Origin of the sequence: Prevotella sp. TCVGH (assembly GCF_023522295.1) — a bacterium.
Taxonomy (GTDB): Bacteria; Bacteroidota; Bacteroidia; order Bacteroidales; family Bacteroidaceae; genus Prevotella; species Prevotella timonensis.
The window spans coordinates 1-13,799 of sequence record NZ_QFFX01000066.1 but is presented as its reverse complement, the minus strand read 5'-3'; the positions used below and the strand labels follow the sequence as shown (position 1 = coordinate 13,799).

The window sequence follows — 13,799 nt, the reverse complement described above, 5'->3', positions numbered from 1 at the left end:
GGAGGCGCGAAGCCTCCGAAGAGCGGCATCCGACTTGTCTCCGTGTGTTAGCCTTTGCAAACATAGTAACTTATAAACTAAAAAAACTCAAAAAATGGCAAACAAAATTTTATCAAGAGGACAAATCACAATCGTAGATTTGAATGACGCAAAGCAGGTATCCATGATACTGCAAGTGAAAAATCCGTCGCAGATGTACAATCCTGACACCAAGGTGTATGTACCCAACTTCAGCACGGACAAGAACACGGTTACACCTAAAGTGTATGTGACTGGCAGTGGTCAGAACATGGTCAGTGCACTCACTTCTATCGAGTACGACATCAATGGTACGAAGTTGCAGGCTGGCAAGAGTGCTGGAGGGTATTCTGTGGGAGCCATCAGTGCAGGTGCAGTGCTTACCATAGCGAGCAACATCTCATCGAATGCGTTGAACATTAACGTTAAGGCAACTTATCATGACACATTGACAAATGTCGACACGGTGCTTGAGGCGCAGACGCAGGTCATTAAGTCCACATCAGCAGGAGCTCTTCTTCAAGTGGTGCTGACACAGCCGAAAGGAAACAGCTTTGATACAAGCATCACCGAACTGACAGCACATGCCGAGTGCTATCGTGGGGGCGTACACGATACTTCTATTCAGAAGTTTCAATGGCAGAAACTGAATTTTGCTAACGGCACGTTCGAGGATATTTCTACAGGGGTACAAACAAGTGGTGGTAACAGCACGCTCACAGTACATGCTGATGATGTGTTGAACGTACAGACTTACAAAGTGATAGCCACTGACGATGGGCAAACTTCCGAAGCCATCGTCACGTTCGAAGACCGCACTGATCCATACGAGGTAGTGCTGCATGCCCCAAAGGGAAATGTCATCGTCAATGGCAAGGGAGAAATAGATATCAACGCCGAGGTGTGGCAAAATGGCGTGAAGTTAGAAGATGTGAGCGCACAGACATCTAAGTTTACCTACACATGGACGAAGTACAACAAGGCAGGTGCTCGAGAGAACTTCACTGGCACATCGTCGCCCACAAAGACGGGAAACCCTTTGAAAGTATTGGCCGCTGACGTAGACCAGAAGGCAACTTTTGTGTGCGAGGTTAGAAAAGCATAAAGAAGTGGGAAACCGAAGGAGGAGAGAAGCCTCTCCCCCGACCCCTCCCCAAAAGCGAGGGGAGTAATTAGCAAAACTATCAACTCGTAAACTCGTCAACTTGTAAACTTAAAAACTTAAAAACTTAAAAACTCATTTCATGAACAAAGTATTAGCCAGAGGCATTATGACAATAGCGGCGGTGAATGACGGGAAAGACGGTCAAACGCCACACTTACATATTGCGTATGCAAACTCACCAGACGGAAAAGTAGACTTCAGTACTGATGACAGCAAAGATAGAGCGTACATCGGTCAGTATGTCAGCTACACGGATGAGCCTGACAGCACTGATGCAAGCAAGTACACGTGGTCGCTTATCAAAGGAAAAGATGCAGTTGTGTATAGGCTTGAACTATCTTCTTCGCAGGTTTCTGTCAGTAAGTATGATCAGCTAAACCCTGACGATATTGAAATCAGAGCTTTTCGCATGGAGAGTGATAAAATAGTTCAGTTGGATAATGCGAAGGCTCAAATAGAGGTGCTACGTGACGGTCAACCTATATCCTCATACTCGCTAACGTACAACAAAGACGATAAAAAATGGGTACTCAGTCTTCATACAGGATATGTCCGCTTTTATCACATCAATCTCTATATAGACGGAAAGAAGGTGGATAGCAAATCGGTCGTTTTTGTTTATGATGGGAAAAATGGAGAACCAGGGAAGCCAGGAGAACCAGGGAAGCCAGGAGAACCAGGAAAACCAGGAGAAAACGGCAAGGATGCTGTCATCTACAAGATTGTTCCTTCAAAAGAAACAGTGCTGGCATATTTTGAGGATCATACTCATTACAAAAAGGTGAAAGTTGAGCTGAAATACTTCATACATAAAACCGTAGGAAACGTTACAACCGCTGTGTCTTTAAATAATGAAGGACTCACGTTGCGCACAAATACTGACCTTGGGAACTTACAAGCATCAAGCGGTGTATATGGTTTTGGACCAGTAATTCGAACATACGACGCATCAGAAGAAGCTTTCAGCATAACGCTTTTGAAAGGAAATAAAATCCTCGACATACGCACTATACCTATCACGATGAAACCTGATCTTGTGTACGCTTTCGACGATAAACTGGGCGAGGTCCGCAGCAATATTAGCACTGTTGAGGGGAAGGTAAACGCATTCAAGGCGACCATTAACGAGACGTCCAGCACAGTGGGGAACCTTAAAAAGGAGTTCACGCAGATACAGCAGACATCGAAAGATATCAGCATAAAGGTAGAAAACGGTACACGACCAAACTTGTTGTGGGGAAGCGACCTCGACCTTGATGGAGTTGACACCACCAACAAGAGAGCCATTCAGAAGCATTTGGGTGTGGGGCTTGGAGCTACAAAGGTGGACAGCACGGAGTGGTTTGAGTACCTCAAAGGCGGTGGCGTTGGTGGAGCGGACGCAATCAAGTTCAAGGCAATGAAAGATACGGCAGAGTTTGCTGGTTTATACTGGGAAGTTATGACAGGTGCAGCTCGTAACCTACAGCTGAAGTCAAATATGGTATATACGCTTTCTGTTTGGATAAGGATAGAATTTGACAAAGATGTACAAGGATATGGCGTGTTTGCCTTTGAAGCGTTCAAAAAAGAGAAAGATAATTCATGGCAGAGAGTTGGTAAATTGAAATTTAAAGCAGCATCTTCGTTTTATGAGCCTGTCAATAAGTGGACGAGAGTGTCAGCTACATTTACAACGGAGGAACTACAGTTTGGTAGCGTGGCAATGTGGGTGAATGGAACAAAGCCTGCCACTTTGTACATCTGCCGACCTAAACTCGAGGAGGGCGACACGGCAACCCCATGGTGTGCGTACGACGGCACGGTGGATGCGCTTCTGGCGAGTGGCTTGGATATCAAAAAAGGGAAGTACACCGCCACGGCTGACAACTTTAAGGTGCAGAACAACAAGGGCGAGCAGACGCTTTTGGTGGATGAGAACGGGAAGTTAAATACGGAATTGATTGATGCCACAGAGATTTATGGGATGAAGATAGCGCAGCCATTCGAAGCATACGCATCCAAAAAAGAAATGAAAAATGGTAAGAGCCTGAGCTGGGTGTTAGAAAACTGGAGCCAGGACTATGGGTTCTTTGGAGGGAGGGAAAGAATGAACGGTGTCACATCAAACATTTTCAACAACACAGGGAGTACAGTTTCTTTCTGGATGCCTCTCATCACGCCATTCAAATATTGTCAGGTTGATATTCCAAATAACGTGATGCTGCGTGCTGTCGCCATATACAGGACTCAATGGGATGGATGTCGTTGGTACCTGCTCTGTCCCTGGGAGGACAACGGAAGTGGCGGTGTTAGACTAAAAGCATTTAACGGATAACATAGGTATCAATAAAAAGGGTAGAAGTATTTAGTTGATAGTTTTTTAGTTCACAAGTTCACAAGTAGACGAGTAGACAAGTAAATAGACTTTTTGCTTGAAAACTATCAACTCGTAAACTTGTAAACTCGTCAACTAATATTATGCAATGTTCAAAATAGTCAGCTAATCACTCCCCTCCCTTTCGGGGAGGAGGTCGAAAAAAAAAGAACATTTCGTTTTACGAAACACATCGCTTCGTTTTATTTTTTTGGAACGTTTCGTTTTGCGGATTATACAAGAGAGGCATTGTCTTTCCTACTCTTTCGTCATCAACATGCCATTGCCTGCATCAATCTGCTGTCGCTCAACGTCCAAGCGATAAATCATAATATTGTTTGGATCGCCAAAATCACAAACCAACTTTCGATTTTCGTAGTAAAACGTTCCCGAAGATTTTTCTCCGTCAATGCTCTCTGTGATTTTGTTTCCATGGATGGACAACAGAATGTCGCCATATTCGGTCGTAAACTTCCAGTTTCCCTGAATCCAACTGGGTGCTTTGCCTGGATGAATTTCATCATAAGGATCGACAGATTCGTCCTGCACGGCTGATAAATTATCATCTTGAGAAGGCACCCCAATTGTAGTTTCTGACAAAGATGCACCATTATACTCATGCGTCTTAGCCGATTTCCAACAACTTCTGATGGAAAATACAACCATAATGAGCACGACAAAAAAGATAAAAGTGCAAGAAGTATAAAAATGCCCTTGCTGTTTTTGTTGTTGTGTGGGTGTTGCTTTACCCGTTATAGAGGAAGGGCGACTCGGCTTTGAGGCTGTGGAGGCGTTCGGTTTTTGCCAATCTAATATTTCTGATGACGACTGACGTGAAGTCGTTGTAATCCTGCCAGCAGGCGTATCACTTGAGCTTTCTTCATTATTCAAAGCACCTTCCTGCGGAGAGTCGGTTAGAGTTTGCTGGTTTTGGACTCCTTCCTTTCGGTCAAATTCGCCGACAGAATCCTCCTCTTGTTGAGAGTCTACAAGATGAGTAAACGGAGTTCCACATCTGGGGCATACACACGACACCTCCGTCATGCCAAATGGAATGTTTGTCTCATATCGCAACCTACACTTCGGACACTTTACTTGCATATTCTCTTTCACGTTTTTAGGACATAAGCACCTGCATGGGCTTAACCAAATTTTACAATTGCCTTGTTCGTGATTCGCCAAGAATCATTTTCCAAGACGGCAGTTCCTTCTTCAAGGGTCTGAATTTGTTGAGGATAAGGCGACAAATTTCCCTGAACTTTGCATGCGGTTTTCACAAATTGAGACACACTAATCATGGCAGTAGCAATGGCATCGGGCGTATCGAGCATGATAAATGTTCCATGAACACCATCGGTGGTGCTCAACTGGTAGATGCTTTTTCCTACTTGTTCGGTTTCCGAACTTCCTGCAAAGACACCTTCATCGTTGGGAGCTGTCATGAATAAGATGCGATGTTGAGGCGCTTTCCCCTCTGTTTGTATATCTGTCGGGGCGGAATTGACAATAGATGCCTGAGCAGCTACCGTCTCTTTCATTTCCTTGTCCGTAGATATTTCTATCGGATGGGATGAATGTGCCTCGATTTGCTGTTCTAAAGATTCTACCCGTTTATTCAGTTGAATGAGATGTCTTTCCAATTCTTGGATTCTATCTTCATAGGGTTCGAGCAAAGACTGTATTTGCCGTTCTATCTTACTTTCAAACATATTGATTTTTCTATTGTCCACATTGCACTAATGCAGATGATTGATAAGATTGTCACGGATACTTCCGATAATAGGATAAAAGAAGAGTGTATCCTCTATTGCATCACTTCCATTCTTCTCTTCTTGGTTCTTATTAACGAAATTCCAACCATTGATGAGATGATGTTCCAAGTCTTTATTCACCAACTCTTTGAACATCTGTAGGCTTCGGTTATCCACCAAGAAACGATCTACAACGTGAATGTCCTCACACAACTGGCAAAAGAAATCATTAAATTCACGCACTTGCGCGATTATCTGTGCACGCACTTGAGGATTTTCCATGTCTTCATAGCGCACAGTTTCTTTCTCTATCATTGAATAGTTGTATTTAATGGAATTGTCAAAGCTATCCATTAAACGGTTGAGCTGCATCACTTCTTCCACTCCCCTACTGTCATTCACCTGCATCAATGCGCCACGACAAGTGATTTGCTTTGGCTCATTCTTTTCCATGACGATATTAAAGCCGTCTGCATTGTACTTCTGACCATACACACGCTCAATAACAGCCTGCGAAATCAAATCTAAATCTCGCTGCGTTCCAACGATATCAAGGACTTTTGAACCCGTACCAGAAAACATAATGCTGCGTGGCATATCCAAATTTCGATGCTTCATCATCTTTGCGACATAATAGATGAGGGTGACAAAGAAGTAGATAAAAATTATTTTACGCTGCTCGTCCTCATTCAATCGCATATTATAAGAGAACACATCATTTTGGGCAACCACTTTATTGTTAATGACCGAAAACAAAAAAGCATTGATATCTTCCGATTTACGCTTAGCCGTAATATCGTCTAAAATACCATTTAGCTCTCCATATCTGTCATCATCGCTATCGAACAAGCGTTTGAAGTAATCCACATACTTAATTAACGTGGGGTTTGTGTCGCCCTGCGGAACATCTGAAAACCCATCTCCAAACAGGGCATTCGCTGCAAAACGGAACGAAGTGAGGATAGTTGGTTGCTGCGCATTGCTCTCATAAACAACGATGTCGCTTGAGCCGCCACCGATATCAATACTTGCCACGGTGTTGGCGGCACCCTTAAACGAGCTCGAACTCTTATAGAAATAGTAAGGAGCCACACTTTCGGGCATCTGAATGAGATTGTTATTCGTCACTGGAATGCCAAAAACTTCTGTGAAAGTTTTTGCCCACATTTCGCCCAACTTGCGCACATTGCCCACTTTCATGGATAGCGGATAGAACCACACCAATCGAGTTTTTGTAATGTCGCCATTTTCCAATAAAACTTTGGTACGCATCAACAACGCCAACTCCATGAGATATGCCCTAATTCGCTTGCTATTAGCCATCTCCGTAGACCATTTCAGATTAGGAACTATGCGATTTCCGTAGCCTATAGATTCTTTTTCGTAAATGAAAGGAATGTTGGCATCGCCCAAAGCAACAATCTGGTCGACATTCATCGCATCTAATCGCTCACATTCTGACAATACTGTTCGTTGTGGAAATCCATAACTTTCGCCAATCACTTTAGGCAAGAATTCTTGCTTCATGATGACATCGTATAAAATACTCTCTCCATTATAGGACGTGGCAATAAGACGTTCACGTGCTGTAGAACTAATAGAAAGAGGTTCTGGCATGTTATCAGCCTTCATAGATTCAACATGAGTGTTGGTTGTTCCAAAGTCAACGGAAAAGGTGTATGCATCATGTCCAGGGACATAAGATGGCCAACGGGGACAAAGAACACCTTGTGCGGAGGTGTTTCCGTGGTCATCAGATAGTGTGATGGCAATATAATCAAAATCACTTTGCAAACGATAATAAGTAGAGCCAACACGCTTTTCTGACTTCAACGAACGATTGCGGATAAGAACTTCGTCTTCTTGCATTCCGTTTCGATAGCCATTTTTAAGGAAAGTCAAGTCAATATTGAAATTCTCCAAAGCACCCAAAGCCCTATCTACCAGTTGCACGTTGTATTGTTTCAACCCCTGAGCTCGAACAAAAGGAAAAACACTCAAGGCAAAAGGCACTGTGATAAAGTGTCCGTAATTGTTCTTCTCATCGTAAGCAAAATCAATGTTAGAGGTTGATACATACGTACGTTGAAGCGTAATGAAGTGTCTTTCTTTTTTAACAGGTATTCGCAAGATAGCTGTCACCTTTTCTATACTTCCTGAAACCGTATGTTGAAGTTCAAAACGAGGTCTTCCTTGAATGGTTCCCCAAAGATCTTGTACATCAAAATACTTAAAATATAGAGGCTTCAATGGTAAAACAAAACTGCATTGGTCGGTTTCTCGTGAGCCTACTGTAAGATTTCCTTCAAAGAAACAATCCTTGTCAAGCGTATAATCCAACTTGATTAAGGACGGTTGGAAGAAGTCATCGTCGGTTAACCAAGGATACTGATGAGTCGTTGCAGGTAGGATACGCTTTTCTGGAGCAACAGCATAGTCTGCAGGTGTTATTTGAGTGTTGTCATCCCAAGTGCCTGTGATGTATTTGAAAGAATCTACTTGCGTGGCTAGAAGATGATTTTGCAACACCAGAGGAATTACATCCTCGACCGAACGTGAAGGAATCATCTTAAAATCACTTTCGGCTATTGCCTGTTGAATGTCCTCTGGACGAGCTGAATAGAAGGGTACGCCCAGCGCTTGTATGCCTTCATCAAGGGGCATGAAATTGTTTTCCAAGAATGAACGCGCGTTTTCCACATGCCCTAAATCCATGGCAGCAGGATTACCTATTTCACGTAGTATTTCATCTTGTACCGTTTTCGATAAAAGAGAGAAATTAGTAATCAGATAACTGTTCACTTCTTCGCATTGATTCTTCAAGTTTGGATAGGCTGTAAACAGCGCATAAATATATTTGATGAACCGTGTATCACGCATATAGAGTGGTCGCCAAAGCTCAAACAAATTGACATTTTGCTCCACAGGCAAATCATACATCCCCTCCTTCGCATTCGGCGAAGCCATAAAGAGAGTGACTGGAGAGGTTGATCCGATGACTTGATTTCCATAAACCAAGAAATAAAGTCTATCCATAGAATCAAAATTAAAGGCTTCTTGGTCTTGTTGCAGGAACATCTCAAGTGTTTCACCCAACAATTGGTGCTGTGGTGAGTCCTTTAATCTCTGTAGTTCTGTACTACGATTCCATTCAATAATATGCAATTGATTACGCAATTCGGAATAATTGAAAAACAACTGTGCAACGTCTAACGCATTTGCAACAAGCTTTTCATCCATCGCTTCTCCTTGTAGACGTTCGTGCATGGAGAGCCGTTTGAATGCGTTTTTTACCAAATCCATTTGTGCAAATGGAGACGGAATAGCGGTGCGAGGTTGTTGAGATAGCCCATCATTAGGGTCTTCTATCATCGCTATCTCGTCTGCATTATACTGACTGGTGAGAGGAATCCATCCTTCTCCCGTTGTTTTCTTATTATATGATAATATCTTTGACATGAAATATCGTTTCTATATGACGGCTCAATTTATATTACACTATGGAGTTGTATTTTTCATCCAACAGCTTATCCAAGGATTGATCCAACAAATCCATGAGTTTATATGCCACTTGTTCCTCACCATACTTATGAGATTTCGTAGCTTGTTGGCTCGTTTTATTAAGCATAGAGAGCACTGTCTTGTAATCAATAGTTGACTTAAACAGACCAGTCTTTGGAGCTATATCCGTTAGAGCGTCAGAAAGTTTATCTGTTGTAAGATTGAAAGGAATAAAACTTCGTTGGTTTACTTTGAGTTCTTTTAACCATGTGCGGTAAGCAACAAAGAAATTACTGGTCAATGTATTATAAAAACTTGTCGACACAAAACTCTTTCCTATCTCTGGCTTGTCTTCTGTGTACCCTCGTCCTATATCATTTTGAAGTTGGTTAGTTATATACAGATAAGCTAAATAAAACTTTGCCATTTGCTTATTGATTTGGTTTCGAGTAGAGATACCAAAATCTTTCAATGAGAGTGTTCGCTTGTCGTTTGCCAATCCATACTCCTTAAAAATAGGATTGAGTGCCATTCCATCAATTGTTTCCATTTGACTATCGGGTATCTGCAAGAAGTCTAAGATGGATAGCGCACCAACATATTCTACTACATGGGCATCATTACGCTGACCATTCCCACCGGGATCATTAAAATATGGATTACTCGGTACTTCATCCCCCAAGTAATAACATACATTCACCTTCGACTTAGGCAAGTCAACTCCTCCTTGTCGAATCCCTGTCAAGTTATCATGATAATAGAATAGAGCCGACTTTGTTTTAGAAATGAAGTCTGCACGCGAGATAGGACTATTCTCATCTTGCTGCACATTAAAGTAAGGAAGCACGGTAAGCGTTCCTATTTTTGCATCACGCAAATCACCACGGTTGTTAATCTGAATGTTGTTCCCTGCATTTCGGATATTCTTCACAATAATAGGATAACCAGCTGCTCCCGTTCCACCAAAGATGCTGCTCACCACAAATATGCGATCATTCTTTTGGAACACATTGGAAAATTGTCGAAATTCTTCTGAATCTTTGAACTGATTCAAGGCAACAGAGCCGATATTGGGCGATCCAACGAAACCAATGTCCATCTTTGTGTTGAGCTGGTCATTTGAAAATAACATCGAACATAAGGCTTGATTGCCAGAATCTAACGTTGCATAAGAAATAAAATCTTGAAACTTCTGGGAAGCAATGGAGCCCATATTGAAGATGAAAGTATCACTTAGGTTACTTCCATTGGGCAGAATGTCGCTCAATGTTGATATCTTCACGGAATAAAAGCCATGCGTTACGTCTACCGATTTGCCATACAAAGATTTCCGTATCTGTTTATACCAGCGCAAAAGGTTGTCGGTACGCTTCAAATCTTCATTTGCTTTATGTGGATCTACGATGATAGGAATGACTTCCAGTGGCATCGGTTTTCCCGATTCGGTTGTAGGATGTACCCCAGCAGCAAACTGCATGATAAGAGGTCGCATGACACGCGACCCTGTTCCACCTACTAAAAACAAAAATAGTCTCACAATAATATTTCTAATTATTCATAAATTTCACAAACATCTATCTACTATTCTGGTATTGGCGTGTGTCTGCAATTGGAAGACCACCAACGCATGGAGTAGCTCGCAATGATGAATAGTACCGCCTCAACTGCAAGATTGATGATACAGAAGGCTGAGAGTTGCCCACTAAAATCCAACCCATCATCTGCAAATACATGATCTGCGTAGACATAGGTAATGAGGGGAACGATGACCACGGCTACACATAACATGATTAACCAATGATACCAACGTGAAAAACTCACCGAATTGATGACATAATAGTAAATTCCAGATAGCCCCCATGCTACCACTGCAGTGACAATAGCCACCACCAAATACAAGTTGGCAGCGTACATCTCGTTAGAAAACTCCCGAGAATAAAAGAGAGATTCAAACAGAGGAGTAGAAAAAATAATGAAAAGGAGTGTCAATATGGCTCCTGTAATTAATAATATGGTATTCTTTTTCATATATCAAAGGATTGTTTTTCAAATGTGGCAAGTACCTATGAGCATTCTATTTGGATGATTTTTTGAGTTATCAATTATCTCTTAAATTCCAATTCCAACTCAAAATAATAGGGTTCTCCATCCGATTTTTTTTGATAACTGTTATATATTCCTTGCAATAAGTATTTCAGTCCAAAGGTGGTTTTACTGTCAATAGTGGTGTCATCATCACTTGATGAAGCCGCTATCCACGCTGGTAAATGATTCATCAGCTTGATATCAACATCCTGATTATTCGATAATTTCTCTAAGGATAATATAAATAGGTGTGTAGCAGAACCGATATATTTCTTCTCGGCTGGTGTGATATCCGCTTTAGTGATAGGACGGATTTCTTCAATGGTTATTTTGTCGTCCGACTCAATCTTATAGTTGCGAATATCTGTCAAGTAATCTTCGTCAATAAGCATTTTACTTAAATCAACCGCTAACACTAACCGAACGTCGCCACTGTTCCTGTCTTGCTTAACACCTTCTATGTCTTTAATCTGTGTTCCTTGCCCTCTCTCTGGTTGGAAGCGTCCTCGTATCTTCGGATGACTTAACAACAAGGAATAATAAGGCTCGTAAACATCATCGGATTCGAATAGATACATGTTCTGATATCCTTTGAGTTCGGACAGTTTAGCAAACGATCCGTAGTCGGGATCAGTGGTCAGACGAGCGATATTCTCATTATTTCCCACTATCACAATATAATAAGGTCGCTTTCCATGATAAGCCGTTCCCTTACTGGGAGAATTGTAAGGATAGTACAACCCATCATAAGACCCCATCATCTTGACAATGAGCATGGACTTTTTCTTTACTTCATCTTTGAAAACTGTATTGGTCATGCTCTGAGCTTCAGCGAAAACTTTCTGCGGATTGACGCCCACCATACTCTTTGTAGAATAAATCATGTCAGTCATCAAGATGCTAATTTCGTCGTCTTTCGTCTTATTCAGTATCTGATTAAATATGGCTCCGAAGTCCGTGTAGCTTGGGTCGCCAATGCCCTTTGTTGTCGCAAAGATGTCATTGTCGTTCACAAATTGCTGGATTCCTTGTGGATAAGGATTGATAGAACTATTCACTACATAAATTTTATGCTGCGAATTGTTGCCTGGCAAGTTGTTCAGCATCTGCACAATTGCTGCCTTGAATGAGCCGTCGCCTTGCGGAGAGTCGTAAGCAATCATGGAGCCAGACCGTTCTAAGAAGAAATTAATTTTGATGGGTTCATCATTCATCCCTACGAAATCTATCTTCTTCGCCTCACGCCCACGACTAAAAAAGTCTTCTATATACTCTTTGACTTCGTCTTTGTCGAGCTTTCCGCCCTCATAAAACTCCTTAAAATGTGCTTTCTGACTATCAAGGAACGATTCTATCGTCATCCAGTCATCGTGATCTATGACAGCATCGTCTCCAGCAAGTTCAAGGAGCAGGTGGTTCAAATCTTTCTTTGCACTATTTCCGCAACTTACCAAAAAGGCGGTAATCGTCATGAAAGAAAGGATAACCCATGAGCATAATATCTTCTTCATTCTCTTTATCTTTGTGATATTTTATACAAAAGGTCGTAGCACTGTGAAGCAGAATCTCCCTTTATACAAACAAGTACATAAAGTAATGATAGATAAGGTAAACCTAAATCTTCCATTGTGTTCTCTACAAAGTGCCTATTCCATGCAAAGATAATGTAAAGAGAGCGGACTTACAAATAAATTAAGTCTTTTTTATTTTTTCTAAACGCTTGGTTTTCATGAAACAAGAAACACACTTCCCAATAGGGGTTCAATGCCTCAAATCATGAGCGCCGGTTGACTAACAAGGCACACAAAAAAGAGTACTCAACAGCTTAAGAGCTAAATATCATCCTCTTCTTCTGGATCCGAGTCTGTATCATCCAACCTCGTATTGCGCGTATCCAGTTGCGTGTCTTTATGAATAGTGATTGCACCTAAATTAGAAACCTTCATCACTAAGGGTACATACTCGTCGCTCATCTTGTCGGGAGAGCCTACACTAACCGCAAATTGAATATAATTACCTTCGGCTTTGTCGAACACAATACCAAGAAGAGCGCTATTTTTTCGATACGCTTCATCTACATACGACACGAAATCTGCCTTAGAAAACGTGCGATTAAAAAACTCAGAGTGGTCGTGTCGAAGAATTTTGAGCGTAATTTGATTGTCATAATACTTGTTTCCCATGCCGTCATCTGCCAATGGTAAAGCCTTATCCGACTGTCTACTCACCTCAACAACATAGTTGGTGCCCAACCACTCTACAGGCATTGATTGGTGGTAATCGCCCATCGACTGCGTTTCCTTCTTCACTACTGGCTTCGGTTTCGTAGCAATAATATTGGTGTTTTGCTTTTTTTCTGTGCAAGAAGACAACCCATTGCTTAGCAAGAGGAGCATCAAGAGACCTATCAAATTTTTCATTTCTACTTTTTCCTAAATTGAATATGCACACATTCAGCCACTCATTCCAAGAATGGCACGGCGTACATTCATAGATTTATTATTTTGCAAAGGTAATAAGAAAAAGCGAAACTATCTGCTATCAACACCTATTTATAACTTGTTGGTTCATGACTCATTCACGTAAAATATGTTGTTTTACGGTAAAACCAAGTTTTTCGTTTTGTTTCAGCGACCCAACGAAGGCACTCACGAAACAACGATTTTGTCCTGTTATTTTACCAAAAAACGGCCATCTAAAATCTTCAAAATAGAAAAAATCAATAGGCAAACGAACTGCAAAAATGAGCTGATTTGAGCAAAATAAATGGCTTTTTAAGTTGAAACATTGACTTAACGGTCTTGTAAACATGTATAAGAGGTGCTGTTCACATGCTTCAGCAGCCTAAGATAATTCTTAAACTACAACTGATTGAAAATAAATAAGTTACCTTGTTGATAAGACTAAACTGGTAACGATTTAG

9 protein-coding genes are annotated in these 13,799 nt (G+C 41.5%); 2 read left to right on the top strand and 7 right to left on the bottom strand.

Annotated features, from left to right (window positions below):
• Window positions 1-94: 94 nt before the first annotated feature.
• Window positions 95-1,123: a hypothetical protein gene (locus DEM91_RS10505; RefSeq protein ID WP_249858892.1), complete on the top strand. Its 1,029-nt coding sequence runs from the start codon at window positions 95-97 to the stop codon at window positions 1,121-1,123.
• A gap of 139 nt (window positions 1,124-1,262) precedes the next feature.
• Window positions 1,263-3,500: a collagen-like protein gene (locus tag DEM91_RS10500; RefSeq protein ID WP_249858891.1), complete on the top strand. Its 2,238-nt coding sequence runs from the start codon at window positions 1,263-1,265 to the stop codon at window positions 3,498-3,500.
• Window positions 3,501-3,797: 297 nt separating this feature from the next.
• Here DEM91_RS10500 and DEM91_RS10495 read toward each other — a convergent pair whose 3' ends face one another.
• From DEM91_RS10495 to DEM91_RS10465, 7 genes are all read right to left on the bottom strand, one after another.
• Complete coding sequence (locus DEM91_RS10495; RefSeq protein ID WP_249858890.1) at window positions 3,798-4,652, bottom strand: hypothetical protein; 855 nt, start codon at window positions 4,650-4,652, stop codon at window positions 3,798-3,800.
• A gap of 29 nt (window positions 4,653-4,681) precedes the next feature.
• Window positions 4,682-5,248 carry a hypothetical protein gene (locus DEM91_RS10490; protein WP_249858889.1) on the bottom strand — a complete coding sequence of 189 codons (567 nt, stop codon included), beginning with the start codon at window positions 5,246-5,248 and terminating at the stop codon, window positions 4,682-4,684.
• 27 nt (window positions 5,249-5,275) lie between these two features.
• On the bottom strand, window positions 5,276-8,749 hold the full coding sequence (locus DEM91_RS10485) for a hypothetical protein (protein ID WP_249858888.1): 3,474 nt from the start codon (window positions 8,747-8,749) through the stop codon (window positions 5,276-5,278).
• Window positions 8,750-8,783: 34 nt separating this feature from the next.
• On the bottom strand, window positions 8,784-10,268 hold the full coding sequence (locus tag DEM91_RS10480) for a hypothetical protein (protein ID WP_249858893.1): 1,485 nt from the start codon (window positions 10,266-10,268) through the stop codon (window positions 8,784-8,786).
• A gap of 104 nt (window positions 10,269-10,372) precedes the next feature.
• Complete coding sequence (locus tag DEM91_RS10475) at window positions 10,373-10,819, bottom strand: hypothetical protein (protein ID WP_249858887.1); 447 nt, start codon at window positions 10,817-10,819, stop codon at window positions 10,373-10,375.
• 74 nt (window positions 10,820-10,893) lie between these two features.
• Entirely contained in the window at window positions 10,894-12,387 is a 1,494-nt protein-coding gene (locus tag DEM91_RS10470) for a hypothetical protein (protein ID WP_249858886.1), read from the bottom strand.
• A 321-nt stretch (window positions 12,388-12,708) separates the two neighbouring features.
• Window positions 12,709-13,296, bottom strand: coding sequence for a DUF4738 domain-containing protein (locus tag DEM91_RS10465; protein WP_103003256.1), 588 nt, complete (start codon window positions 13,294-13,296; stop codon window positions 12,709-12,711).
• Between the last annotated feature and the right edge of the window lie 503 nt (window positions 13,297-13,799).